The sequence below is a fragment of the Enterobacter sp. RHBSTW-00593 genome (genome assembly GCF_013784105.1).
GTDB lineage: Bacteria > Pseudomonadota > Gammaproteobacteria > Enterobacterales > Enterobacteriaceae > Enterobacter > Enterobacter ludwigii.
The window spans coordinates 1,121,928-1,148,675 of sequence record NZ_CP056393.1 but is presented as its reverse complement, the minus strand read 5'-3'; the positions used below and the strand labels follow the sequence as shown (position 1 = coordinate 1,148,675).

The 26,748-nt window shown below is 55.8% G+C and carries 17 protein-coding genes; 6 read left to right on the top strand and 11 right to left on the bottom strand.

The window, feature by feature from the left end:
* Positions 1-2 precede the first annotated feature (2 nt).
* The 5 genes from HV242_RS05390 to HV242_RS05370 all read right to left on the bottom strand — a co-directional run bounded on the left by HV242_RS05390 (position 3) and on the right by HV242_RS05370 (position 15,712).
* Positions 3-1,238 carry an HlyD family type I secretion periplasmic adaptor subunit gene (locus HV242_RS05390; protein WP_020885110.1) on the bottom strand — a complete coding sequence of 412 codons (1,236 nt, stop codon included), beginning with the start codon at positions 1,236-1,238 and terminating at the stop codon, positions 3-5.
* On the bottom strand, positions 1,235-3,517 hold the full coding sequence (locus tag HV242_RS05385; protein ID WP_050737432.1) for a type I secretion system permease/ATPase: 2,283 nt from the start codon (positions 3,515-3,517) through the stop codon (positions 1,235-1,237). The genes HV242_RS05390 and HV242_RS05385 overlap by 4 nt, the downstream gene beginning before the upstream one ends.
* Before the next feature lie 216 nt (positions 3,518-3,733).
* Positions 3,734-4,642 (bottom strand): OmpA family protein, encoded by a 909-nt coding sequence (locus tag HV242_RS05380; protein ID WP_050737433.1) that lies wholly within the window; start codon positions 4,640-4,642, stop codon positions 3,734-3,736.
* Positions 4,643-4,688: 46 nt separating this feature from the next.
* Positions 4,689-10,343: an Ig-like domain-containing protein gene (locus HV242_RS05375; protein ID WP_181616914.1), complete on the bottom strand. Its 5,655-nt coding sequence runs from the start codon at positions 10,341-10,343 to the stop codon at positions 4,689-4,691.
* A gap of 116 nt (positions 10,344-10,459) precedes the next feature.
* Entirely contained in the window at positions 10,460-15,712 is a 5,253-nt protein-coding gene (locus HV242_RS05370) for an Ig-like domain-containing protein (protein ID WP_155027423.1), read from the bottom strand.
* A gap of 309 nt (positions 15,713-16,021) precedes the next feature.
* Between HV242_RS05370 and HV242_RS05365 the strand changes: the two genes are divergently transcribed.
* On the top strand, positions 16,022-16,645 hold the full coding sequence (locus HV242_RS05365; RefSeq protein ID WP_063858402.1) for a response regulator transcription factor: 624 nt from the start codon (positions 16,022-16,024) through the stop codon (positions 16,643-16,645).
* Between the two features lie 23 nt (positions 16,646-16,668).
* Here the strand turns inward: HV242_RS05365 and HV242_RS05360 are convergent, their stop codons facing one another.
* Both HV242_RS05360 and HV242_RS05355 read right to left on the bottom strand, forming a co-directional pair.
* Positions 16,669-17,622, bottom strand: a complete 954-nt coding sequence (locus HV242_RS05360) for a GlxA family transcriptional regulator (RefSeq protein ID WP_047357046.1) — start codon at positions 17,620-17,622, stop codon at positions 16,669-16,671.
* A 62-nt stretch (positions 17,623-17,684) separates the two neighbouring features.
* Positions 17,685-18,413 (bottom strand): cysteine hydrolase family protein, encoded by a 729-nt coding sequence (locus HV242_RS05355; protein WP_032681505.1) that lies wholly within the window; start codon positions 18,411-18,413, stop codon positions 17,685-17,687.
* A 296-nt stretch (positions 18,414-18,709) separates the two neighbouring features.
* Between HV242_RS05355 and HV242_RS05350 the strand changes: the two genes are divergently transcribed.
* The 4 genes from HV242_RS05350 to HV242_RS05335 all read left to right on the top strand — a co-directional run bounded on the left by HV242_RS05350 (position 18,710) and on the right by HV242_RS05335 (position 21,678).
* Positions 18,710-19,336, top strand: coding sequence for a response regulator (locus HV242_RS05350; RefSeq protein ID WP_032681506.1), 627 nt, complete (start codon positions 18,710-18,712; stop codon positions 19,334-19,336).
* Positions 19,337-19,364: 28 nt separating this feature from the next.
* Complete coding sequence (locus HV242_RS05345) at positions 19,365-20,138, top strand: response regulator (protein ID WP_074172481.1); 774 nt, start codon at positions 19,365-19,367, stop codon at positions 20,136-20,138.
* A gap of 327 nt (positions 20,139-20,465) precedes the next feature.
* A complete protein-coding gene (locus tag HV242_RS05340; RefSeq protein WP_020885120.1) occupies positions 20,466-20,939 on the top strand; it encodes a GlcG/HbpS family heme-binding protein in 474 nt (157 codons plus the stop codon).
* A gap of 46 nt (positions 20,940-20,985) precedes the next feature.
* Positions 20,986-21,678 carry an outer membrane protein gene (locus HV242_RS05335; protein ID WP_074172480.1) on the top strand — a complete coding sequence of 231 codons (693 nt, stop codon included), beginning with the start codon at positions 20,986-20,988 and terminating at the stop codon, positions 21,676-21,678.
* Between the two features lie 156 nt (positions 21,679-21,834).
* Here HV242_RS05335 and HV242_RS05330 read toward each other — a convergent pair whose 3' ends face one another.
* Genes HV242_RS05330 through HV242_RS05320 form a run of 3 tightly spaced genes read right to left on the bottom strand, consistent with a single transcriptional unit; the run spans position 21,835 to position 24,900 of the window.
* Entirely contained in the window at positions 21,835-22,701 is an 867-nt protein-coding gene (locus tag HV242_RS05330; RefSeq protein ID WP_063858399.1) for an efflux RND transporter periplasmic adaptor subunit, read from the bottom strand.
* Positions 22,698-22,913: a DUF1656 domain-containing protein gene (locus HV242_RS05325; protein WP_020885123.1), complete on the bottom strand. Its 216-nt coding sequence runs from the start codon at positions 22,911-22,913 to the stop codon at positions 22,698-22,700. The genes HV242_RS05330 and HV242_RS05325 overlap by 4 nt, the downstream gene beginning before the upstream one ends.
* Entirely contained in the window at positions 22,903-24,900 is a 1,998-nt protein-coding gene (locus HV242_RS05320) for an FUSC family protein (protein WP_160890639.1), read from the bottom strand. The genes HV242_RS05325 and HV242_RS05320 overlap by 11 nt, the downstream gene beginning before the upstream one ends.
* A gap of 76 nt (positions 24,901-24,976) precedes the next feature.
* On the opposite strand from HV242_RS05320, the gene HV242_RS05315 reads away from it, so the two are divergent.
* Positions 24,977-25,771, top strand: a complete 795-nt coding sequence (locus HV242_RS05315) for an AraC family transcriptional regulator (protein ID WP_025204769.1) — start codon at positions 24,977-24,979, stop codon at positions 25,769-25,771.
* Here the strand turns inward: HV242_RS05315 and HV242_RS05310 are convergent.
* Positions 25,768-26,658, bottom strand: coding sequence for an oxidoreductase (locus tag HV242_RS05310; RefSeq protein WP_032677591.1), 891 nt, complete (start codon positions 26,656-26,658; stop codon positions 25,768-25,770). The two genes, HV242_RS05315 and HV242_RS05310, sit on opposite strands and share 4 nt — an antisense overlap.
* Positions 26,659-26,748: the final 90 nt, after the last annotated feature.

Genomic DNA, 26,748 nt, shown 5'->3' with positions numbered 1-26,748 from the left:
AATTAACGCTCCCGGAAGGCTTCTTTCGCTTTGAAAATAGGTTTCAGCAGGTAATCAAGAATGGTTTTTTCGCCCGTACGAATTTCCACGGTCGCAATCATGCCGGGAATAATCGGCAGGGCTTTATCCCCTGCTTTGAGGGTACTGCTGTCGGTTAAGACCATCACCCGGTAATACGTATCATCAGGACGGCCCGCCGCAGCTTTAGCGTCATCTTTTAACGTATCCGGACTGACGAGAGACACTTGCCCCTTCAGGCCGCCGTAGATTGCAAAATCGTAAGCGGTGATTTTCACCATGGCAGGCAAACCGGCATGCAGGAAGGCCACGTCAGACGGTTTGATCTTCCCTTCCACCAGCAGCTGATCTTCCAGCGGCACGATCTCCATGATGTGTTCACCAGGCTGAATAACCCCGCCAATAGTGGTAACCCGCACATTTTTGACCGTGCCTTTTACCAGTGCAGTAATGGTTGTGCGGTTCACAATATCTTCGCGACCGGTCAGACTCTCTTCAGCCTGCACCAGATCCAGTTCCTGACGGATCAGGTCGGCGTTGGCATCCGCCTGATAGCGGTTGCGGCGCTCAACAATCTGCGATTGCAGGTCGTTTGCCTGACGGCGCATGCGCAGCAGCTCTACTTCGGAAAGCAGGCCGCGCGCCGCCAGCGGCTCAGACATGGCAATTTCGTTTTGCGCCAGACGATAGCTCTTCTCAAGCGAAGCCACGCCCTCTTCCAGCGCTTGCTTACGGCTGTTGTAAGCGCGGGTTTCCAGCTCGACCTCAGAAGGATACTTTTTCACGCGGTCGCTAAAGGTCAGCGGCAGACCATACGCTTCCGCACGCAGGCGGTTAACGGTCGCTTCCAGTGCCACCACCTTGCGCAGCGTCTCCTGATAACTCGATTGCGCACGCGTCGGGTCGATTTTCAGCAATACCTGCCCCGGTTCGACGATATCGCCCTCTCGGACATTCAACTCTTCGAGTATCCCGCCCTCGAGGCTCTGGATAATCTGTTCGCGACTTTTTGAGACGATCTTCGCATCACCCTTGGTGATCTCTTCCACTTTGGCGAAATGCGCCCAGGTTAAGAAGCCGATGAACACCGCCAGGATGAGCCATAACACCAGCCGCGATTTTGGCGTGGTCTGAGAGAACAGCGCCTCCTGGATATCGCTCATCCAGGCTGCATCACGCGCTGAGAGCGGTTTATTTTTCTTCTGTTTTAGAAATTTCATGCGCTGGCCTCCGCCTGCTCTTTTACTGGCACAGCTTGCGCTGGCGTACTGTCGTTAGCGGGCGTCTGCTCAGGTTGCGCTGTTGGCGTGCCGTTGAGCGCAGCCAGAATCTGCTGTTTTGGACCATCCGCAACGATTTTGCCGTCCTCAATAATCACCATTCTGTCCACCAGCGCCAGCAACGACGGGCGATGTGTGACAACAACCAGCGTGTGTCCGGCAGTCGCGATTTTCAGGTGTTGCAGGAACAGGGCTTCGGTCTGCGCATCCATCGCGCTGGTCGGTTCATCCAGCAGCAGCAGGTTAGGACGCGCCAACAGCGTTCGCGCCAGGGAAACCAGCTGACGCTGGCCGCCGGACAAACTGTTGCCCTGCTCGCCAACGGGCATATGAATGCCACGCGGGTGGCGCGCGGCAATGTGGTCCAGCCCGGTTAAACGCAGTACCTTGAGGAACTCATCAGACGACGCATTCTGACGGCCAATCATGATGTTTTCGCGCAATGTGCCGTAAAACAGACGCGCATCCTGCCCCACAAACCCTACGTTGTTTCGCCAGTCAGACGGCTCAATTTGATTCACGTCCAGACCGCTACTGAAAATCTGCCCTTTCACCGGCGTGTAAAGGCGGGCAATGATGCGCAGCAGCGTGGATTTACCGCTGCCGATTTTCCCGACGATCGCCACACGCTCGCCCGGTTTTATCGTCAGATTCACGCCTTTGAGGATATCCGGGTTTGGCTGCATGGGCGGCGCCGGATAAGAGAAGGTAATGCCTTTAAGCTCGATATCACCGTTCAACTCAGGCTGTTTGATGTAGTCAATCTCACTGCTGCGATCGGTTGGGTTCTCCATCAGCTTGTTCAGCGAAGTCAGCGCGGCTTTGGCCTGCTGATAACGCACGGCTAAACCGACGACCTGGCTTAACGGCGCGGTCACGCGACCGGCCAGCATGACCGTACCGATTAACGCGCCCTGCGTCAGGGTGCCGGCATCAATCAGGTACACGCCGGTGACAATCAGCATGACCGTCTGCAGCTGTTGCAGGAAACTCACCGAATTCATCGCCAGCGTAGAGTAGTGCTTAGACGCCGCCGAGCTGGACGATTGCATGGCGCTGAACTTTTGCCAGCGGCTCTGCATCCATGACTCGCCTCCCACGGATTTCAGCGTTTCCATCCCTTCGATGGATTCAATCAGGACGCCCTGCTTCAGCGATGCTTCTTGCAGGCTGGCTTTCATCACTTTGGCCAGCGGCCACTGAATGGCCATACTGACCAGCAGGATCATTGGCAGCATCAGCAACGGGACAATCGCCAGCGGGCCGCCGATGGCGAAGATAATGCCAATAAACAGCAGAACGAACGGCAGGTCGGCAAGGGTTGCAAGCGTCGCGGATGAGACAAAATCACGCACGGATTCGAATTCGCGTAGCTGGTTGGCAAAAGAGCCAGAAGAGGCGGGCTTATGCTCCATTTTCACCGCCAGCGCCTGACGAAACAGCACGCTGCCGACAATCAGATCCGCTTTTTTTCCTGCGGTATCCAGCAGGTGAGCACGCACGCTACGGGTTACGGCTTCAAAAATCATTGCCACCAGCACGCCAATCGCCAGCGACCAGAGCGTGGTAAACGCCTGGTTAGGGATCACGCGGTCATAAACGTTCATGGTAAAGAACACGGTGGCCAGCGCGAGCACGTTCACCAGCACCGACGCCAGCGCCGCGCTACGATAGTAACGACGGTAGCGCCACAGCGTACTGAACAGCCAGTGGCCTTTCGGCTGCGGCGGCGCGATATCGCTAACCCGACTGTCAATACGCGCAGTCGGTTTAGCCGCGATCGCGTAGCCAACATACAGCTCGTTAAGCGCTTCATGATTCAATTCAACCGGCTCGTCAGAGACATCCGGCATGATCAGGGAATAGAACAGATCCCATTTGTCGTCGGCATTTTTACGACGCTCGCGTCCCAGCAGCACCATCCCGCCAGCACCCTTACGCAGCAAAATCATCGGGAAGATCTGCTCCGGCAGTTCTGCGCTATTACGCTTGATGAGCCCTCCGGTCACACCGGCATTTTTGAGCGCATCAAGCGCTAAAGAGGGAGTGAGGAGTTGTTCGACAGGCAGACCCGCCAGCAAAACATCATCGCTTTTACCGAGACCATAATGCTCACACACCCAGGCAATACTTCTGAGCAGAGAATCATCACTTTGTCGGTTATCGCGAGCGGCGGCAAGCAGCTGTTCCTCCTGAAAATTTGCAGTTGAGGATTCCATATTTCGCGTTTTGCCTGATTGATTATTTATATTTAAATCAATGAATTAAATTGATTTATTGGTTTAAATTAAGAATATTCTGTCACGCGGAACAGTCTTAAATTAATGAGACCTGTCTCAATGGAACGGGTTATTTTTTGTCACGAAACAGGTTTGATGAGGGATACACGAGGGAAAAGAGAATGCCCTCCCATTGCGGGAAGGCAGGACGCAAGATTATTTTTGCTCAGGTGCAGTCACGTTCTGATCGCCGCTTACACGCACAACAACGCGGCGGTTTGGCGCATAGCAAGAAACCAACTCACGCTTGCCGGACGCGGCACAGTCATTAACAACCGGCTCGTTACTGCCGACGCTGGACGCCACCATCAAACGCGCCGGAAGGCCATTTTCTGCCAGCATCGTACGTACCGTCTGCGCACGCTTCAGCCCCAGCGCGTAGTTGCTACGATCGCTGCCGATAGCATCCGTATGGCCAATCACCTGAATTTGTTTCAGCTCGACGTTTTCACGTTTTATTGTCGCCACCAGGTCTTTCACCGCCTGGCGGCCCTGAGCGGAAACGCCCTTTTCACCGGACTGTCCAAAGCGGAACATAATATCGCCGGACAGGGTGTAATCTTTGTACTGAGGCGCGGCCAGAGTCTTACAGGCTTCCACGCTGGATGCGCGAGAAAGCACATGGGTCTGCTCGCGCAGCCCCGATAAATCCTTCTCCGCCTGCTTGCGCGTACGGGCTTCCGGCACGGCATTCATCGTGTCACTGACGCGCACGAAATAGGTTTGTCCGCCGTTCATTTCGACGTTGTAACCCTGTTCTTTACCACGATACTGCGGCGCATCGTTCTGGTATGCGCCGAGATTATGCTTGCCCGGTGCCAGACAAAAAACGGTATAACCGCCAGGCAGCAGTGCATCGTGGAATTCATTATCCACATAAATATGTGCCGCCCCGCCGGTGCTGTTACTGGCGTCACGGTAGTAAACAATTTGCGCCTGAGTCTGAGCGACGGGTGCAACAGGCTGATACGCCTTGCCAAAATTCTCCGCAGCGGTGGCGGTGTGCATGAAAAATGCGGAGGAGGTAAACAGCGCCGCAAATAAAGAGGTCTTGAAAAAAGTCATAAATCCTCCAGAGGCCTCCCCGAAAGGAGGCCTGGAAAAGTTTAAGTTAGTGATTGTTCACGTTGACGGTTACGCCAGCTTGTACCAGCAGCTCGACATCCTGGCTTTCCATGTGGAACACCTGATACTCAACACCCGATACCTTCACATTACCGGCGTTGGTCCAGTTGCCCGGATCGCTGTTGTCAGGCAGCAGATCGCTCAGGTTTACCACGTCGCCTTTATTACCCTGCACCATCAGCTGTTTATTGCCATCGGTGATAAACAGATCTTTTTCAGCGTGGGTCAGCACGTCGTGCAGACTGATATTCAGCTTGTCCTGCTTGCTGTTGGTAATATCAATCGTCTTGTGCTGGAGATTATCCAGGTTGATTTCACGATCGTTCAGGGTGCTAACAACACTGGCGTTATCGTCATGCTGCTCTTCAGCGTTCATCATCATGCTTCTGGATGCTGAGCGCGGTGTGTTCACTGTCCAGCGGACATCATCAATCCAGTACTGATCTGTATTGATAGTGTTACCGCCACCCGACAAACCACTGCTTGCACCACGCCCCATACTGAAGACGATATTACCAATCTCACGCCCCGACGGGGCATTAACAGAGAAGGTTGACTCACCAACTGGCAGATATCCTGAAGAGATCACTTTCCCTGCCGTGTCGTAAACGGTGTATGTTGACTTCACAACGCTAGACTGGACGGAATCGTTCGCACCAGAAAGTTTCATGCTGACAGCATTTACCCCGTCAAAATGCATGGTGATGTCGCCAGTCATTGCTAATACACGACTGGTGGATGAAACGCCCCACTGATAAATCGCCGCACCATAACCAGGGTAATATTTATCGTTTAACGTAAATTTCAGACCACTTGGCAGTGTGACCAGACCTTTTCCAAAGTTCTGGAACGGTACAGTGTTAAAATCTTCGAACCCGCTCGATTTCGGAGAAACCACTGTCAGGCTGCGTGAAACACCCGCACTCTGGTTCCCTGCTTTATCGATAGAGAACACGCTAAACGTGTGGTTCCCCAACGGCAGTGCAGACGGCGTTAAGCTCCAGCTGCCGTTAGCGGCGGCGGTGACACTGTACGTAGAACCGTTCACCGCGATGTACACTGTGCTACCTGCTTCAGCGGTACCGTTCAGCGTCGGCGTGTTGTCATCCGTTGAACCCGCGTTGGCCACGTTGCCCGTTACCGGACCGACGTTATCCGTGACGCTGGTGATCACCGGCGCAGCGTTGACGGTATCCACAGTGATCCCAAATTTCGACGAGGTAGCCGAACGGTTTCCGGCCCTGTCGATTGAATAAGCCTGGAATTCATACAGCTTGTTGTAGTTGGTCGTCACTGGGTATGACCATGCGCCATTCGCAGCCGCAACCGCCGAGCCATAAGTCCCACCGGTTGCCGGGTCGATGATATACACCACGCTGCCCGCTTCCGCTGTCCCGCGTAAATCCAGGCCACGGTCGTTGGTTACGCCACCGTTGCCCACCAGACCGTTATACACACCACCCTGAACATCATCGTAAGAGCCGGTGATAACGGGCGCGTTATTCACCGTATCCACAGTGATCCCAAATTTCGACGAGGTAGCCGAACGGTTTCCGGCCCTGTCGATTGAATAAGCCTGGAATTCATACAGCTTGTTGTAGTTGGTCGTCACTGGGTATGACCATGCGCCATTCGCAGCCGCAACCGCCGAGCCATAAGTCCCACCGGTTGCCGGGTCGATGATATACACCACGCTGCCCGCTTCCGCTGTCCCGCGTAAATCCAGGCCACGGTCGTTGGTTACGCCACCGTTGCCCACCAGACCGTTATACACGCCGCCCTGAACATCATCGTAAGAGCCGGTGATAACAGGTGCGTTATTCACCGTATCAACCGTGAGTGAGAAGGTTGATGAGTTCGCTGAACGGTTTCCAGCATTATCGATTGAGTAAACCTGCCAGGAATATGTCTGGTTATAGTTAGTTGTCGCCTGATAAGACCATTTACCATCAGCTCCCGCCGTTGTGGAAGCCACTGTCGCACCATTCGCCATGTTGACGAAATACACAACGCTACCTGCCTCCGCCGTACCGCGTAACTCAGGCGTGCGGTCGTTCGTTACGCCACCGTTGCCCACCAGACCGTTATAAATACCACCTTCTACGTTGTCATAAGCACCTGTAATAACTGGTGTCGCATTAACGGTATCCACGTTGATCGAATAGGTCTCAGATTTACCCGACACGTTACCCAGATCGTCTTTCGCAATGGTGTAGAACATATGCGGACGACCGGCAGCCGTGTCAGCAACCGCATGCTCCCAGGTCCAGTTACCTTTCGCATCAGTTTTCACCGTATCCAGCACCGCGTTGTTATACGCGTTGTAGATATACACGACGCTGTTTGGCTCAGCGGTTCCGCGCAGCTGCATATTGCCGTCGTTGCTCAGCCCACCGTCTGGCACCAGGCCGTTATAGATGCCACCTTGCACGTCATCGTACGCCCCCAGAATGATCGGAGCTGCAGCGCGGGTATCCACTTCCAGACCGTAGTGGTTGGATTCGCCAGAGACGTTGCCCGCCGCATCCTGTGACGTCACGTAGAAGTCATGTTTCGCATCTGCCAGCGCAGGCGATGTCCACGTCCAGTTACCGTCCGCATCGGCATACACCGAAGCGATTGGCGTTTTGCTGTCCGGGCCATAGATATTCACCAGGCTGTTTTTCTCAGCCGTACCGCGCAGTTCTGGCGTGGTGTCGCGTGAACGGCCGCCATCGACGATCAGCGTACCCGCATCGTCATACATGCCGGTAATGGTCGGTGCCGTTGGCGCGTCAGTATCAATCGTCAGATCCCACGGCGCGGTTGGTGCGCTTTTCACACCGGTCGGGCTCTGGAAGACCGCACTCAGAGACAGCTCGGTGCCGTTGTTCTGCGGTGGCAGCGTGTAGTTCCAGGTGCCGTCATTGCCTACGGTCACAGAATTAACAAGCGTGGTGCCGTCGTAAATGAACACGGTGTCGCCCGCACGGCCAGTACCGTGCAGCGTTGGCGTGGTGTCATCGGTCACCGCCGGGTTCGCCAGGTCGCCCTGCACCAGGCCTACATCGTCGGCGATGCGATCCAGCGTCCCTGTCGGAATGCTGGTATCCAGCGTCAGCTCAAACGGTGCGGTAGGCGCACTGTCACCCGTCCCCGGATCTTCCGTCGCGGTGATCTGATATGTCCCATCCGCGCTCAGCGCAGGGGTGATGGTCAGCTGCCAGCTACCGGTTACCGCATCAGCACGCACGCTATCGATATAATTGCCGTCAACGTACACCTTCACCAGTGCGCCCGGCGTCGCGCGGCCCACAACCGTTGGGGTCGTGTCATCGGTGTGACTGCCGCTGCCCAGATTGCCGGTAATGGCACCTTCATCATCCACGACGTGGCTGATGGATACGCCGTTACCGCTGGTGTCCACGATGAAGTGGATCGGGTCGGACGCAGGGCCGATGTTACCCGCTTTGTCTTCAATCGAGACTTTCCAGGTGTAGTCACCGTCCGCCAGCGCAGGTGCCGGGGTGTAGCTCCAGTTACCGCTGCCATCGACAGGAACGCGCACGGTAGTGCCATTACCGAGATCGATAATAGCGGTACCGCCCGCTTCACCTTTACCACGGTAGGTTGGGGTGTTGTCATCGGTGGTGTCGTTGTTACCAATCCGACCTGGCGTACCGAAGTCGTCCCACAGTTCCACGTCAGCCGCTTCGCCTGGTGCGACGGAGTCCACAATAATGACCCACTCGCCGGTTTCCGGGCTGCGGTTGCCGGTCACATCTTCTGCGACCGCGCGGAAGCGGTGCTCGCCCTGCGCCAGCGCCGAATCAAACTCAATGGTCCAGCGTCCACCGGTGACCACCGCGCTGCCGATTGGGTTCGGGTTCGCGCCGTCATACAGATAGACGGTGGTGCCGTCCTGCGCGGTACCGGTAATGACCGGACGATCGTCATTCGTGATGCCACCGTTCTGTACCGTGCCGACGTGTGATTCGACATCGTCAATCACATCGGTGATTGCCGGTGCCGTTGGAATACCGCCCGCCAGCAGGTCAAAGGAGAACGCATCGGAAGGATCCGAACGCAGACCCGCTTTGTCTTCGGCGACCACTTTCACGTCATAATGACCGTTCGCCAGCCCCAGCGGCGGTGTCCACGTCCAGGTACCTTCATCGGTGGCGCGAACGGAAGCAACTTCACGGCCATTGACGATGATGTACACCAGGCTGTTCTCTTCGGCAGAACCCGCAAAGGTCGGGGTGCTGTCGTCAGTGATATCGCCGTTTTGCAGATAACCTGTTTGCTGACCCGCGTCGTCAAAGACGGTGTCGATAGTCGGTTTCACCGGTGGCGTGGTGTCAACGATAAAGCCGATCGGATCGGAAGGTTCGCTGGTGTTACCCGCGGGATCGGTGATGACCACCACGGCTTCATGCTCGCCTTCTGCCAGTGGATTTTCTGGTGTGACTTCCCATTTACCGTCTTCACCCACGATCGCGGTACCCACCACTTCATCGTCGATGATCAGTTCTACGGTTTCACCCGGCACAGCGCCTTCGCCGCTGAATACCGGCTGGGTATCATCGGTCACATCGCCGTTATTAATTGGGCCGATAACCGGACCCTGATCGTCTTCAACGTCACCAATGATCGGTTTCACTGGCGCTTCGGTGTCAATCACCAGCTTCCAGGGATCGGTTGGCGCGCTTTCAACACCCGTTGGGCCACGGAATACCACACTCACATCCAGCGCGGCACCGTTCGTTTGTTCAGGCAGGGTATATTCCCAGCGGCCATCAGCGCCCACGGTTACGGAGCTAATAATGTCGCTGCCATTACGTACGAAAACGATGTCACCTGGACGGCCCGTACCGTGCAGGGTTGGCGTGGTGTCATCCGTCACCGCCGGATTCGGCAGGTCACCCTGATAGCGACCAACGTCATCCGATACGCGATCGAACGTCCCGGTCGGAACAACGGTATCGATGGTCAGCAGGAATGGACGTGTCGGAGGTGGAATTTCACCAGGACCGCTGAATTCCCCTGCCGTAATTTCATAGGTTTTACCCGACTCCAGCGCAGGGTTGATCTCAATGGCCCACGCACCGGTCGTTGGATCGGCAGTCATCGTACCCACCGCTTCCCCGTCAACATACAGCGTCACCAGAGAGCCGGGCGTTGCCGTCCCCACGATAACCGGGTTAAGGTCATCCGTGCTGCTGCCGCTGGCCAGCGGGTTGGTCAACGTGCCGGTATTATCTTCCGCGTGGCTGATGGATACCGCATTACCCACGGTGTCGACGATAAAGGTCACTGGCGCGGTGGCTTCACCACGGTTACCCGCAGCATCTTCCAGCGCCACAGACCAGGTATAGGTTCCGTCCGCCAGCGCAGGGGCAGGCGTCCAGCTCCAGTTACCTTCTGCATTGACGGGTACACGAATGCTCTGCCCGTCACCGAGGTCGATCACAGCCGTCATGCCCGGCTCACCCTTACCGCTAATGGTCGGGGTGTTATCTTCGCTGATATCGTTATTGTTAATTTCACGCGGGAACTGGTAATCGTTCCACAGTAAAACGTCGGTCGGCAGCGGCGGCAGTGTCGCCACAGCAGCGATGTTTGGCTCGGTATTGTTGTTAGAAGCGATGGTCTTTTTCATACTCAATATCCAACTATATTCTGTTTATGTTCGGGAAAATCCCTGGATTAAAAAAACGGCTAAACGTTTTTACTTTCCGGAGGCGCCTTAAAGGCGCCTCCGTTTCCTGATATCAATTAGTGGTTTTGCAGCGTGACCGTCACTCCCATCTGAACGAGGATTTCGGTATTCAGGCTTTCCATCTGGAAGGACTGATACTCCACTCCGCCAACGTTAACCGTGCCACCGTCTGTCCAGTTGCCCGGGTCTATATCGTTTGGCAACAGGTCGCTGAGATTGACCCGATCGCCTGCATCGCCCTTCACCATCAACTGGTTGAAGTCGTTATCGTGGAACAGGTTCTGTGTGGCATTTTCCAGCACATCGCCCGCGCTCAGCGTCAGGGTGTTGTTGCCTGTTCCCGTTATGTCGAACACTTCCATTGACTGGATTTTGTTGGTCAGCGCGCTCATATCGAGATGCTGATCCGCACCCAACAGCTTCAGCGTGTCCGTCCCTTCTCCCCCCTGGATCACCGCGTCGGTCAGGCTGGCCACGTCACTCACCTGATAGAGGTTGTCCGCCGCGTCGCCATACCAGACATCGCCCTGGTTATCCGCCAGGAATTCACCCGGCGTGACGGTTTTCGCCGTGCCGCTCACCACCAGGTTATCGATACTGAAACCAAACCCGGTGCTGCCTGACAGCTCCTGATGGTGGATTTCCATCCGGTAAACCGGCGTCTCCTCCGGATTGTTTAACGACACCTGGACGTTACGGTTGCTGATCGGCGCGTTCACAAGCTGAGAATCAATTACATTGCCGTTGATGTCATAGAACGTCACCACCGTAGACGGACCCGCAAATCTCGGGTTGAAATCGAAATCGACGGTTTTGGCGCCATACTGGAAGTCGACAAACATGCTGGCTTCCATCCCGCCATCTGTTGACGAACTAAACAGGTACAGGCTGTTTGTGCTTCCCGCCCCGATAGTCTGTCTGTTGAATTCGTAGTCAGCCGTACTGGTATCCGTCGTGTGCGAGAAACGCATTCCGTGCACCCACTGGCCCGCATTGATCGCCGTAAACTCATCAGCTGATTCAAAGTTGTTGGTGCTGGTAAAGTCGCTGGTACGGTAGTCCGAGCTGTTACCCGCCGCGTCCACAATGGCTGCCCCGACCGGAATATCGGTATAACCGCCCGGCGGCAGGCTCAGCGTCACGTTACCGTTCGCGATATCCGCTGCCGTCAGCGTGTGCGTGACAGAGACATCTCCGACCTTCACCAGAACCGAATCACCCGCCGTCACGTTGCTGCCCGGCAGCGTGACGGTGACATCGTTACCGCTCCGCACCACGTCGGTCGGGGCGTCCGGCGCAACCTGATCCACCACCACGTTCTGCGACGACTCGGTGTAGTTACCTGCCGCATCAACAACACGGGTCAAAATGGTCCAGTCAGCGCTGTGTCCCTGCATGTCCACATAGGCCCACTTATCGCCGTCGACCAGCGCTTCCTGCCAGGTCGTGCCGCCATCAACGGAGACAAGGACTTTGTCGCCCGCGTCCAGCGCAGCCGAGAGATGGCCGGTGACCAGACTGCCAGGGCCGCTGTTATTGGTGATGAAGTCCGCATCGCTCACGCCGGAGTCTTTGCTCAGGCCGTCAGCCACCGCACTGGCCGTTGGCGCTTCGGTATCAATGGTGATTTTCCAGGAATCGCTCGGTGCGCTTCTGACGCCCGTCGGGCTCTGGAACACCACGTTCATATCCAGCTCTGTACCGTTATTCTGCGGCGGTAACGTGTAGTTCCAGCTGCCGTCAGGCCCGACGATGACGGAGTCGATCAGGGTCGTACCGTCGTAAATAAACACCCGGTCACCCGCCACACCGGTACCGCGCAGGGTCGGGGTGGTATCGTCGGTCACAGACGGGTTCGCCAGATCGCCCTGAACCAGGCCGACATCATCCGCTATACCGTCCAGGGTGCCGGTCGGAATGCGGGTATCGAGCGTCAGCTCAAACGGTGCGGTTTGTGGACCGTCACCGGTGCCGGTGTTTTCACTGGCAGTGATCTGATATGTGCCGTCGGCCGACAGCGCCGGGCTGATGGTGTACTGCCATTGACCCGTGGTCGGATCGGCCACCACGCTGTCAATCACGTTTCCGTCAACGTAGACTTTCACAATGGCACCAGGCGTAGCGCGGCCCACAACGGTTGGCGTCGTGTCATCAGTGTGGCTGCCGCTGGCCAGGTTGCCCTGAATGCCACCTTCATCATCCACAACGTGGCTAATCGAAATCCCGTTTCCGCTGGTATCCACGATGAAGTGGATAGGGTCGGATGCAGGTCCGACGTTGCCGGCCTTGTCTTCAATTGAGACTTGCCAGGTGTAGTCGCCGTCAGCCAGTGCAGGTGCCGGGGTGTAGCTCCAGTTGCCGCTGCCATCAACCGGTACACGCACGGTGGTGCCATCGCCCAGGTCGATAATCGCCGTACCGCCCGCTTCACCTTTACCCCGGTAGGTCGGGGTGTTGTCATCGGTCGTACCGTTGTCGGCAATAATCCCCGGCGTGCCGAAGTCGTCCCACAGTTCAACGTCTGTCGCCTCGCCCGGTGCGACGGAATCAATGTTGATGACCCACTCGCCCGTTTCCGGGCTACGGTTGCCGGTGGCATCTTCCGCTACCGCACGGAAGCGGTGCTCGCCCTGCGCCAGCGGCGTACTAAATTCAATTTTCCACTGTCCACCCGTTACCACTGCACTGCCGATCGGGTCCGGGTTCGCGCCGTCGTACAGGTAAACGGTGGTACCGTCCTGACCGGTCCCCACGAGAGTTGGGCGGTCGTCGTTGGTGGTACCGTTTTGCTGTACGGTGCCGGTGTGAGACTCAACATCGTCAATCACATCGGTAATTGCCGGCGCTGTAGGGACTCCGCCCACCTGCACGTTAAAGTTAAAGTCCTCAGACGACTCAGAGCGCAGGCCAGCCTGATCCTCCGCAACAACGCGGACGTTATACGGACCGTTAGCCAACCCCGGAGACGGTTCCCAGGTCCAGGAGCCGGTTTCAGTGGCGCGCACGGAATCCACCACTTTCTCGTTGACGATGATGTAAACGAGGCTATTTTCTTCAGCCGTACCGCTGAAGGTTGGCGTGTTGTCATCGGTGGTTTCACCTGCCGCCAGGTTGCCGGTTCTGTCGCCAACGTTATCGAAAACGGTATCGATGGTCGGTTGTGCCGGTGGCGTGGTGTCAACGATAAAGCCGATAGGATCCGACGGTTCGCTGGCGTTGCCTGCCGGATCGGTAATGACCACCACCGCTTCATGTTCGCCTTCCGGCAGCGGTTTTTCTGGCGTCACTTCCCAGTTGCCGTCTTCACCCACAATCGCAGTGCCCACCACTTCGTCGTCGATAATCAGTTCAACGGTTTCGCCAGGCACGGCGCCGCCGCCGCTGAATACCGGCTGAGTATCATCGGTGACATCGCCATCGTTAATCGGGCCGGTGATCGGGCCGACGTCATCTTCCACGTCACCGATCACCGGTTTTTCCGGCGCAGTCAGGTCGACGATAAAGCCGATCGGATCGGACGGCTCGCTGGCGTTGCCTGCCGGATCGGTGATCACCACCACCGCGTTGTGCTGGCCTTCAGCCAGTGGATTTTCCGGCGTCACTGCCCATTTACCGTCTGCACCCACCACCGCGGTACCCACGACTTTATCGTCGATGATCAGCTCAACGGTGTCGCCCGGCGTGCCGTTTTCACCGCGGAATACAGGCAGCGTGTCGTCAGTGGTGTCACCGTCATTGATTGGGCCAACCACCGGACCGACGTCATCTTCCACCTCACCAATCACCGGTTTTTCCGGCGGGGTGAGATCGACCACGAAATCAATAGGATCGGACGGTTCGCTGGCGTTGCCTGCCGGATCGGTAATGACCACCACCGCTTCATGTTCGCCTTCCGGCAGCGGTTTTTCTGGCGTCACTTCCCAGTTGCCGTCTTCACCCACGATCGCGGTGCCCACGACTTCATCGTCGATAATCAGTTCAACGGTTTCGCCAGGTACGGCACCGCCGCCGCTGAATACCGGCTGGGTATCATCGGTAATATCGCCATTGTTAATCGGGCCAGTGATCGGGCCGACGTCATCTTCCACGTCACCGATCACCGGTTTCGCTGGCGCAGTCAGGTCGACGATAAAGCCAATCGGATCGGACGGCTCGCTGGCGTTGCCTGCCGGATCGGTGATGACCACCACCGCCTCGTGCTGGCCTTCAGCCAGTGGGTTTTCCGGCGTCACTGCCCATCTACCGTCTGCACCCACTACCGCGGTACCCACGACTTTATCGTCGATGATCAGCTCAACGGTGTCGCCCGGCGTGCCGTTTTCACCGCGGAATACAGGCAGGGCGTCATCAGTGGTGTCACCGTCATTGATTGGGCCAACCACCGGACCGACGTCATCTTCCACCTCACCAATCACCGGTTTTTCCGGCGGGGTGAGATCGACCACGAAATCAATAGGATCGGACGGTTCGCTGGCGTTACCCTCAGGGTCGGTGATGACCACTACCGCTTCATGTTCGCCTTCCGGCAGCGGTTTTTCTGGCGTCACTTCCCAGTTGCCGTCTTCACCCACGATCGCGGTGCCCACGACTTCATCGTCGACAATCAGCTCAACGGTATCGCCAGGGTTCGCACCACCGCCACGGAAAACAGGCTGGGCGTCGTCAGTGGCATCGCCGTTGTGGATAGGGCCAGTGATCGGGCCAACGTCATCCTCAACTTCGCCGATCGTTGGTTTGCCAGGACCTGTCGGTGGAGGGGAAATAACGTCGCCGTTATCACCGCCGTCGTTACCGCCACGGTTATGGCGAATAATGGAGCCGATGCCAATCGCCGCACCAATCGCCGCTAATGCACCCAGTGCCAGCAAGGCAGGGGAAAACGCGGTACCCGCAACCGCCAAACCGTCAAGGCTGGCAATCGCGCCTGCGCCCAGCGCTTGCGCAGAGGATTCACCGTCCAGCAGGAAAGCAGCTTCGTGGTCATCATCACCGTCGGTGGCGATGTATTCATGCCACTGACCATCTTCCCCTTTACCGACCAGTTCACCCGGATTATCAAAGTAGTCTTCGATAATCAGCTGCGGCTGATCTTCATCAGTGCCTTCCAGCATGATGAACAGGTCTTTACCGACACGTTTCAGGGTAATGTTTTCTGGCGCAACGCCGTTTTCCCCTTCAGCAAGAATGTATTTTGCATTCGGGATGGCTTTAATTTTGACGGCACTGCCTATTTTTTCACTGCGCAGAACGTCGGCTTTGACAATCGTATTTTTATCAACGACTGCAATATTTACTGGCTTGAGATTCATTCGCTAAATTCTCGTGTAAATAATCGATCTGTGTCTGCGCAACGCGCCAGACGCACTTCCATACGGGATTCTTTCCCTGGCTGACGCTATCTTCCTGTCAGAGCGACGGAGTCTTAATAAGACCTGTCGCAAACGACCAGGTTAAGGTTGCAAGGAGACGTAATAAAAGGAAGGGTCCGTTATCTGGCAGGCCAGGCAGGGCAGCGCTGAGGGGGAAAATAAAGTCTCAGTTAAAGACAAGTCTTAGCCAAATTTGCATTGACGGGATAGAGAATAAATTTTTCCTTTCCCGATTCAGGACAACCAGGAATGTCAGGCAAAAAAGTCATTGTCATGGACGCCAGCCCACTGCTTCGCGCTGGACTCCAGGGCTTATTATCAGAACATGGTCATCAGATTGTTGCGCAGTTTGGCACAATGGAAGAATTGCTGGACAAACATTCGTTGTTCAACGCCGACTTGATAATAATGGAGCATCTGCAACAACAGCCAGACGTGTTTTCTTCTCTGGCTCAGTTAATAAAAAATATCCCTGATACACAGGTAATGATTTTATCCTCATCATCCAGTGATTTTCACATTCAGCTTAGCAGGAAGGCGGGAGCTGCCGGCTATCTTAATAAAAGCAGTACGCTGGACAACATCGTCCGGACTGTCAATAAAGTCGCATCCGGCCAGTTCTGTTATGGCAATGAACTGAGGCAGCACCGGACAAAATACCCGCGAGACGCCTCGTTGTTGTTATCGCTATCCCATACTGATATCTGTATCTTGCGCTACATTTCTGCGGGCTACAGTAATCAGGTCATTGCCGGCATAATGAATATAAATAATAAACGCGTCAGCGCTTATAAAAAGCGCATCATGCTGAAATTTAAAATATCCAAATTGACTGAACTGGTGGATCTGGCAAAACGTAATTATCTCTATTGAACAGAAATGACGCCGGGAAATGACTAACGACCACGAAACTCGCGACGATAGCGGGAAGGTGAGGTATTAAGCTGCTTTTGAAAGTGGCGCCGTAAAGAGGTCGTGGAAGGGAAGCCGACGCGTTCGGCAATATCTTCCACTGGCCGATCGGTTTTTTCAAGAAAGCGCTGGGCAACGAGAATGCGCTGGTTCAAAAGCCAGTTTGAAAAACGTTCCCCCGTCGTTTGCTGAAAGCGGCGGGTAAAGCTCCGGCGGCTCATGCAGGCTTTCTCTGCCACGCAGTCCAGCGTGATGGCCAGCTGTAAATTCTCTGTTGCCCAGGCCAGCGCGTCGGTGAAGTTATCTCCACGACGCGTATTCTGCACCGGCAGCTCCACAAACTGCCGCTGCCCGCCCTGACGATGAGGCGGCACCACCAGCAAGCGCGCCACGCGGTTGGCGACATCCGCACCCCACGCCTGTCGAACCAGATGCAGACAGCAGTCGATACTGGCTGCCGTTCCTGCTGACGTCACAACATCGCCATCATCAATGTAAAGCACATCTTTATCCATCTGCACGGAAGGATAAAGACGCTGAAAGTCCGCCGCCCATCGCCAGTGTGTCGTTGCCGGACGGTTTTCCAGCAGGCCTGCGGCGGCCACCACGAACGTGCCCATACACAACCCAACAATGCGGGACCCGGCCGCATGCGCGTTTTGTAACGCCGTTAACAGTTCAGGCTCCGGTGCATGCTCGGGCACATCCCAGCCTGGCACAATCACCATATCCATCCCGGCTAACGCATCCAGACCTCGCTCGACCACGATGGAAAAACCGGCATTGGTTTTAAGCGCGCCGGGTGTAGTGGCACAAACCACGAGCTGGCACAGGGCGTCACCCTGCGGCGTCAGTGCTTTCTCAAACACGGCATAAGGCACCGAAAGGTGAAAAGGAATAATGCCTTCAAAGACTACGATACCAATTTTCAATGTCATGACCGCCTCCGTAAGCCAGCCAGTATAGAGGGCTGGCTGGCCACAGGGGTTTCAGTTCGGTCTTATTTTTCCACCGCCAGCGCCATCACCTGATCCGTGGTCATGATTTCAGCAAAGACATCCGCGACGCCTGCCAGCGCTGCACGCTGCAGCGTGTCGTGATCCACCACGCCCCCCTTCCCGTCATCCAGATCGCGCGTGGCTGTCGCATCTTCCGGAATAATCACGCTATAACCCAGCGGTACAGCATCACGTGCAGTCGATGAGATACACATATGCGTCATCAGGCCCGCCACGATGACCTTTTTAATTCCCTGTTTCTTTAAGCGGGCATCCAGATCGGTACCCACGAAAGCGCTCGGGGTCTCCTTGGTAATAATGGTGTCCTGCGCAATCGGCTGCAGATCCTTATGGAACTGGGCAAATACAGAATTCTCAGCGAACAGCGGAGTACCGTTTTGCTGCGGGCTATTTTTTGTTATGTGGCGCACAAAGTAGACCGGCATCCCTTTTTGGTGTGCATACTCGACCAGCTTTTTGTTTTTCAACAACACATCCGCGCCATCCGGGATAACCATCCGGCCACGGAAGTCCTGACCCGCGTAATATTCATTCTGAATATCCACCACGATTAACGCGGTTTCAGATGCGGATAAAGACGTCGTAGCAACAGCGCCTGACATCGCGCGAATCGTTTTTGTATTCACCTGATTTGTCTCCTGTGCGGTGGCCTGGCTGGAAAATGCGCTCATCATGCTCACCAACAGTGCGGTACGGAAAATCGTTTTCATAACAAGAACTCCCTCTGTGTTGTGTTCGGGAGGCATTATTTCGTATTAACGTAAAAGACAGGAGTCACCTGAAGAACGAAAAACGGTACTTTTGGGCCAATATAAAAAGGATTATCCCGTCGTTCCTGCCGAGCAAATATGCCAGAAAAACCCACCACTCTAATTTTCATGTCATTGAAATAGCGCTATTTCCCGCTTATTGACCGGCGGGTAATATCGTTGCAGATATGGTATAGTTATGCATAATATTCATGCCTGTGTTCATCAGGCAAAGCCCTTTGAACCAGGATGATAAAATGAATAGCGTATTAATCGTGGATGACCACCCGGTTGCTCGTCTGGCGGTGAGAATGTTGCTGGAAAAAGACGGGATGACGGTGATCGGCGAGACTGATGATGGCCTTAAGGCATTACAACAGGCACGTCAGTTACTTCCGGATTTGGTTATTGTCGATATCGATATTCCTACAATCAATGGGATTAACGTTGTTCAGCGACTCCGTGCGAATGATTTTAAAGGCGGGATCCTGGTTCTGACGGGTAAAGATGACGATCATTATATTAAGCGTTGTGCCGGTGCGGGTGCCGATGGGTTTATTAGCAAGCGCAATAATCTGACGGAACTTCATGACGCTATCCGTGCAATCAAAAGTGGCTATGGTTTTTTCCCGATTAATCGCGCCCGCCAGATTGCCGCAGAGGATATTCCACTGGATGACAAAGGGAATATTGCCAGTCTGTCGGATAAGGAACTGCAGGTTCTGCATTTTCTGGCAAAAGGAAGCCGGATTGTCGATATCGCCGGGGAAATGATGATCAGTGATAAAACGGTCAGCACCTATAAAAGCCGCCTGATGAAAAAGCTCGATCTTAAAAGCCCGAAAGACATTTATGATTTTGCCCTGCGCAACAAAATAGAATGAGCCAACACCGGGTCTTAAAGGGAAAAATGTGACGGAATCCCCTTCGGCGGCACGCCCGCTACGCATACTGACTGTAGACGATCACCCGGCAAGCCGGCTCCTGCTCAGGCAGCAATTGATCCGCCTGGGGTATGAGGTTGTCGAGGCAGAAAACGGCGAACAAGCCCTTGTGCGCTGGAGCGAACAGCAGGTTGATATGGTCATCACCGATTGTAATATGCCGGTGATGGACGGGCTAACCCTCACCCGGCTGTTACGGGAACAGCAGCAAAAACCGTTAATTATCCTTGGTCTCACCGCGAATGCTCAGCCCGAAGAGCGTAGCCGCTGTATTGCCGCAGGTATGGACGACTGCCTTTTCAAACCGCTCAATCTGAAGCAACTGGAGGCGGGTCTACAGCGGGTATCGCCAAAAGAGGCGACCACAAAATCTGCTGACCCGGAAGGCCTCGGCCAGTTTATCCGTGTGGACAATCTTCGGTCGTTAACCGGCGATGACAATACCTTATTGTTCACCCTGCTGAATGCCACGCGGGATGAAAACCAACGCGACATGCAACCCTGCCTTACGCTGGCCCGTCAGGGCGACTGGGCAGCGCTGGCGTATCATATACATCGCCTGGCCGGTGCCGCCGATATCATTGGCGCAACTGCGATAGCGCAGCAGTGTCGCAGTCTTGAAAAGGCATGCGAAGGGACAACGTTGCCCGTCGAGTCTGAAATTGTGCCCCGCCTCCAGGCCCTGCTCAGGGACATCGCGGCGCTGAATCAGGCGATTACAGCCTTCACCACACCACGCTAACCTCAGGTTTACTTTTCCTCACACGCTGTCGAGCGGGCGCCTGCGCCTGGCCTGTCCTGTTTTTCACCGACAAGGACTACACGCCTATAGTCCTTCCCTTACACGCCTATCATCCTGCCCTCATGTATCTCACTGACCTGGAATTTATATAGTGACCCCGTTGTCACCATGGCAACGTTTTTGAAATAAAGAAGGTTGCCATGTTAAATAATTTATTTGAGACCACTACAACAGAACTGCGTTTTCTTATTCTGATGCTCTTGCTGATCAACCTCACGGGCGTTTTATTTTTATTATTTACGCCTCATTAATTAAAAGGTATTCCTTGTGAAAAAGACATTTCTTATTCTGCCTGTGCTCACAGCATTAACCATGACTGCGCACGCTAAATCATTGACGCAGTCCACCCTGTCTCTGGAACAGGCATCTGTACTCGCCAGCGAAGCCGTTAAATCGTGCAGCGCTAAAGGCTATAACGTTAGCGTGACGGTTGTCGATGCTGCAGGTCTCACTCGTGCGGTACAGCGTATGGATAACGCCGGGCCACACACCCTGACAGCCAGCTATCAGAAAGCGTTTACCTCTGCGTCCAGCGGAGCGGCGACCAGCCAGCTTCTGGAAAACTCAAATAAGTATCCGGCGGCGAAAAACCTCGGCGATATCCCTGGTTTCTTATTACTGGCTGGCGGCGTACCGGTTAAAGAAAATAACGCCACCATCGGTGCCATTGGTATTGGCGGCGCGCCGAGCGGTGATATTGATGAAGCCTGTGCACTCGACGCTATTAAAAAGCTGAAATAAGTAAAGCTATCTGTCATTTATCGGAAAGATAAAAAAGGAACTTATTATGAACGTAACGCCACGTGTTTTATTCGCCTCTGTGATTTCACTGTGCGCTTCCGGCCCGGTACTGGCTGCCGAAAACGTTAAAGAAGGCTATTACGGCGCCCTGAACCTGATTGACACCCATCAGAAGGCCAAGAGCATGAACCTGAGCGAACGCCCGGGGATCGGTTCATTTGTGGCCGGGGACGAAAAAGAGCACAAGCTGAACGGTTCCGTGGCCGCTGGCTATCAGTTCGGCAATAACTGGCGTACCGAAGCGGAATATGTGTTTAAAGAAAAAACAGAATTCACCAGCGGCTCTTCCACGTTTGCGACCAGTTTCAACCACATGAAAGTTGATTCTGAACGTGCAATGCTCAACGTTTATCGTGACTTTATGATCACCGATAAATTCGCCCTGTACGCAACGGCGGGTGCCGGTGTGGCGAAAGTGAAAGTGGGTGGCTGGCAGGGTAATGACACCCGCGAGTTCGCTGGCAACACGCAAACCAACTTTACCTACTCCGTGGGTGCTGGTGCGTCTTATGAAGTTATTGACGATCTGACCCTGTACGCCACTTATCGTTATGTCGATATGGGCAATATCGAAAGCGGCCGTAACACCTTTGTCAACGCCCGTAACCTGCAGGATGAAAACCTGCGTGGACGCCTGGTGAACAATGAATTTGTATTCGGCGTGCGCTACGTCCTGTAAGGCACGTTGACAGACAGTTTCATCACCCTCATTTCAGGTATTTTTCCTCTCTTTTATGCCACTTTGCCTGTCCTTACCGCCTCTCTGCCGGGCGGTAAGGTTTTTTTGCTCAAGAGCGCTCACCGATCGGATTTCCCTTCAGTACGCTGACGCCCCTCATTCCGGCACCACCTCCACGCTCGCCGACAACCCGGCTACCAGCTCAATCCCCTTCGGCAATGCATCAATATGTATGCGCACCGGGACGCGCTGCGCCAGCCGCACCCAGCTAAACGTCGGCTCGATGTCGGGAAGCCCAAGCCCGCCCGTCTCATCGTTGTTATCACCGATCCCATGGCCGATGCTCTCAACATGCCCGGCAATCACCGGTTCATAGCCCATCAACACGATATGCGCCGTGTCCCCAACGCGAATATGGCGAAGTTTGGTCTCCTCGAAATACCCCACCACCCAGAAACTGTGCGCATCGACGATGGCGACCTTAGTCTCCCCGGCGGTGGCATAGTCCCCCGGGCGAAGCCGCAGATGGGTGATATAACCCGAGACGGGAGCCCGTACGGTGGCGTGGGACAAATTAAGCTCGGCCAGCTCCAGCGCAGCCAGCGCACCGTGATAATTCGCCACCGCGACGTTCGCGGCGCTGCCCGTTTGCTGTAAATCCTCGCTGGAAATCGCGGCTTTAATCTGTGCACGTCGTCTGGCGGCATCCTGTCGCATCACCATCTCATGCCGTCTGGATTCCACCTCAGCCTGCGCGCTGGCCACCGCCAGCGTGAGCCAGTGCGGGTCGATAGCGTAGAGCACATCGCCCCGGTTAACCCACTGGTTATCCCGGACGGCCACGCGGATTACCGGCCCGGATACGTCCGGCGCAATCTGTACCACATCCGCCCGTACCCGGCCGTCGCGGGTCCAGGGCGTTTGCGCATAATGTTTCCACATCATAAAAGCCAGAAGCGTGGCCGCCGCGACGGCACATAACGTCAGTGCATAGCGACCGACCAGAGAAAGTAATGATTTCATCTAAATAACCCCAGCGCGGTCAGGCCCTGCATCAGCAGGAAAAAGGTGACCAGATAAGTTGAAACGTCCAGCAGCGGGCGAAAAGGCAAACGACGGTAGAGCCTGCTGAGCGATAAAAGCGCGATGAGTGCCAGCGTGCAGGCCAGCGCCGCGAGCGCGGTGACAAGCAGTCCCGGGATAAAAACGCCCCCGATATTCAGATCATTGACCATCGTCTGCCCTCCGTAATGCGCAATGTAAATCCACCAGATGGCCGACAAACTGGCGCGTTTGTGCATCTGCGGCAGGCAAACAGAGGCGGATGTGGTCGGCGATGTGTTCACGCAAGGCGTCGGTGTCGTTCAGGTGATACAGACGCGCGCTGATCTCTCTGCTCGCGGGCATATCGCAGCGGCGTAAATGCATCACCGAAAGGCCGGTGCGCAGCGTGCGCAGCAGCGGGTTAAGCACCTGCTCTGAGGCACGTCCGCTGCGCTGCAGGCGCGGCAGTAACAGGGCAGCGCGGTCAATCATCAGATTGGTCCAGTGCGTCTCATCCAGCAGAAGCTTGCCCTTCACGCTGCGACGAATATCGCGCTGGCACAGCGTGTGCAGACGTGCGATGGCCGCGTCGGCCTGCACGGTTTGCAGCAGGCTCATGCTGATAACAGCAAAGCCGGTTGCGGCAAACAGCGCAATGGCGGTATTGGCCGCCGTGGCAAAATCTCCGCTGTAGTGGGCACCCAGCTCGCACAATACCGGCAGCGTCAGGGTGATCCCCATTGCCATAAACGTGGTGGGAGGACGTGCCTGAAGCGACCCGGCCAGCAAATATACCGGCGCCAGCACGGCCACCAGCACGGGGAAATCGCTCACCTGCGGAAGCAGCGCAAAGCTGTACAGCAGGCTAATCAATACGCCCCAGAACGAGCCAATAATGTATTTCACAATGTGCGGAGCCGGGGTGTCGAAACTGCCAAACAGCGTGCAGCAGACCCCAAGGATAGAGACCGCCGTGCTGCCATCGGGCCAGGCGGAGAAGATCCAGACCAGGCAGCCGCTCAGGATGATGGCGAACGCGCCCAGCGAGGTGCGGGCGGCAGTAAGAGGATCGCGGTGAAAAACATACCCTTTAACTGCCCTGCCCGCCGTCAGTCCGTGGGCGGGCTTCGCATGGTGGATGGCATCAGAAAGACGTTCGCACTGCTGCAACAGCGTAATGGCCTGCGTCAGATAACGGACAAAACTGGCCAGCAGCGCGTCGTTCATCGTCCGGGCCTCTGCAGCGTAGCGCTCTGCGAGCTGTTCACTGCGTGCTATTAACGCATCTGCCGTGCTGTTGCGTGCAGCATCTTCATCCCCCAGCCAGGCCTGAACGTCGTCGAGCAATACCTGCAACCCGGCAGGCACCGTCGCCGGTAAGCGATCGCGTAATTCACAGTTGACGATGACCAGCCGCGCCAGCCGGTCATGGATAGCCTTTCTGCCCTGCCGCACCGGAGCAGACAGGGCAAAATCATACGGAATATGATGGCTTATGCCCTGCAGAAACTGCAGCGCCAGCGCCAGATGCAGCGGGTCTGAAACCGCGACGGGTTTGCCTGCGAGGGTGTCAGCCACCCGCTCACGCGCGGCGTGCAGGGTTTGCGATAACTTACTGTTGAACAGGCCGGAGATACGCGCGGGTAACACATAGCGATGTATCAGCGCCGCGCAGAAGATCCCAATGACAATCTCCTGCACACGGATAATGGCGATATTAAAAATCCCGCCGGGGTCGGATACCGCAGGAAAACCAATCAGGCTCGCAGTGTACCCGGCCAGCACAAAGGCATACGCCCGCGGGGTGCGCTCCAGCAGAGATAAATAGAGGCAGAACGTGATCCAGCCCGATAGCATCACGCTGCAGAGGATCGGCATATTGACGAAGACAGGTACGATCGCAACGGTGGCGCAGGCCCCCACAACGGTGCCGGCCAGACGATAGAGACTTCTGCTCAGCGAGGCCCCTACCGACGTCTGCGACACGATATAGACGGTAATAATGGCCCACGATGGACGTTCGAGGCCTATCGACAGCGCAATGTAGTAAGCGAGCATCGCCGCTGCAAAACTTCTCGCGGAATAGAGCAACGCGCTGGCATCGTTACGCAGCACGGGAGAAAACCGCTCACGTATGGTGCGCCACGAATGAAAATGAAAAGCGTTTAATATGTTCATGCCAGAATTATTACTGGCTTGCGAACCCGCTTAAATACTCTATTCTGTCAAAAAATACCTAAATGTTGCCAGAAACGTGAAACCTCAACTTGCCAATACGCTCTTCGATCCTGACGCCACCGCATGCCCGGCCGTAGCCCGACATCTGGATTTCGTGGAGTACGCCGCGGAAGTGCCGGTGCACACCCACCGTAAGGGGCAGCTGATTATTGCTTTGTATGGCGCGGTGATTTGTCATGCGGAAAATGATATCTGGATCGTGCCGCCAGACTGTGCCGTCTGGATCCCTGGCGGGATCGCACACAGCGCCAAAGCGACCTGGAATGCTCATCTCAACTATCTGTTTATTGAGCCCGGTGCCGCCGCGCTGCCGGAGAAATGCTGCACGCTGGCCATTTCCCCGTTAATCAAAGCGCTGGTTGACCGTTTGACGCATGAACGCGTTGATTATCCGCCAGAGAGCCATGCCGCGCGGCTGACCAGAGTGACGCTTGATGAGCTCGCCAGCATGCCGCAGCAGAAGCTGAGCCTGCCCGTTTCAGCCCATCCCAAAATACGTGCCATGGCCGACGCGCTGGTCAGCCATCCTGACGACAGAAGCACCCTGAAAGCGTGGGCGAAACGGCTGGCGCTGAGCGAGCGCTCCTTTGCACGTTTGATGGCGCGCGAGACCGGGCTGAGCTTTGGCCGCTGGCGTCAGCAGCTGCAGTTGATTATTGCCCTGCAGGAGCTGGCAAGCGGTGTCCCGGTCCAGAACGTGGCGACAACGCTTGGGTATGAATCCGTGAATGCGTTTATCACCATGTTCAGGAAAGCCATGGGCACCACGCCCGCGCACTATTTTGCCGAACGAAAAGTCAGCGGCCGTTAACCCGGCCCTTCGCTGCCTGCAGCAAGCAGGGGAACCAGCACATCGCTAATCGGAACGGGAATACCGTGAGCACGACCATAGCGCTGGATCACGCCGTTGCGGATATCCCACTCCATGGGACGGTTGGCCTGACGATCGGCGAGGATAGACGTGCCTAAATCGGCAGGTGCGCGCTGGAAATTCGCCAGGATCTCCTGCGCAACGTCATCGTGCAGCACCGCGCCTTCTGCTCGGGCCACGGCAAGCCCCTCGCGCAAATACGCCAGCGCCAGCTCGCTGATATCCTCACGGGAGAACATCCCGGCACGACGATTCGCAAGCACCATCAGGCCTGCAACCGCATTTTGCAGCAGCTTGCGCCATGCGACGGTAAGAAAATCTGCCGACAAGTCTACCGCGCAGCGAGTGCCGTTCAGCGCATCAGCCACCCGTTTTGCCTGCGGCACATCCGGCAGCGTCAACCGCGGACTGGCCCGCAGCCAGACGGAGGCATCCGGCTCACGCTGCGCCGGGAACCAGACCACCGACGGCAGTACCGTCGCGCCATTGACCCACGGTGCAAGCTGGGCCTTTTGCTCGACGCCGTTTTGCAACGCGCAAACCACCGTGTTTTCATCGCACAGCGCGTTCAGCCATCCCGCGCTGTCGGCGTTCTGGGTCGTTTTCACTGCGATAAAAACCAGATCGTACGGACGATCGATGACCGTCGGATCGGTTAATACCGGACCGGGTACCACGATTTCACCCTCATCGTGCCGCAAACGTAATTGCGGGTGTGCGGTACGTCCGCACAGTTGCGGCGTGCGGCCAGCCTCATGCAGCACCGCAGCGATAGTGGTTCCGATTGCACCGGGTCCAATCAGCGCAATGGTTGGATAGTCAGACATTGTTAACTCCCCTGGTCGCTAAAGCCCTAATCAGTGTGCCGTGGCGTTCAGCATAGCCGCCACACGTCACTTTATACCACCGCCTGAAGT

Bases quoted from the DNA above. Each gene is read 5' to 3' on its own strand.
- HV242_RS05385 (WP_050737432.1), bottom strand. From the start codon at position 3,517: ATGGAATCCTCAACTGCAAATTTTCAGGAGGAACAGCTGCTTGCCGCC.
- HV242_RS05375 (WP_181616914.1), bottom strand. From the start codon at position 10,343: ATGAAAAAGACCATCGCTTCTAACAACAATACCGAGCCAAACATCGCT.
- HV242_RS05365 (WP_063858402.1), top strand. From the start codon at position 16,022: ATGTCAGGCAAAAAAGTCATTGTCATGGACGCCAGCCCACTGCTTCGC.
- HV242_RS05330 (WP_063858399.1), bottom strand. From the start codon at position 22,701: ATGAAATCATTACTTTCTCTGGTCGGTCGCTATGCACTGACGTTATGT.
- HV242_RS05355 (WP_032681505.1), bottom strand. From the start codon at position 18,413: ATGAAAACGATTTTCCGTACCGCACTGTTGGTGAGCATGATGAGCGCA.
- HV242_RS05320 (WP_160890639.1), bottom strand. From the start codon at position 24,900: ATGAACATATTAAACGCTTTTCATTTTCATTCGTGGCGCACCATACGT.
- HV242_RS05380 (WP_050737433.1), bottom strand. From the start codon at position 4,642: ATGACTTTTTTCAAGACCTCTTTATTTGCGGCGCTGTTTACCTCCTCC.
- HV242_RS05390 (WP_020885110.1), bottom strand. From the start codon at position 1,238: ATGAAATTTCTAAAACAGAAGAAAAATAAACCGCTCTCAGCGCGTGAT.
- HV242_RS05335 (WP_074172480.1), top strand. From the start codon at position 20,986: ATGAACGTAACGCCACGTGTTTTATTCGCCTCTGTGATTTCACTGTGC.
- HV242_RS05350 (WP_032681506.1), top strand. From the start codon at position 18,710: ATGAATAGCGTATTAATCGTGGATGACCACCCGGTTGCTCGTCTGGCG.
- HV242_RS05310 (WP_032677591.1), bottom strand. From the start codon at position 26,658: ATGTCTGACTATCCAACCATTGCGCTGATTGGACCCGGTGCAATCGGA.
- HV242_RS05325 (WP_020885123.1), bottom strand. From the start codon at position 22,913: ATGGTCAATGATCTGAATATCGGGGGCGTTTTTATCCCGGGACTGCTT.
- HV242_RS05370 (WP_155027423.1), bottom strand. From the start codon at position 15,712: ATGAATCTCAAGCCAGTAAATATTGCAGTCGTTGATAAAAATACGATT.
- HV242_RS05360 (WP_047357046.1), bottom strand. From the start codon at position 17,622: ATGACATTGAAAATTGGTATCGTAGTCTTTGAAGGCATTATTCCTTTT.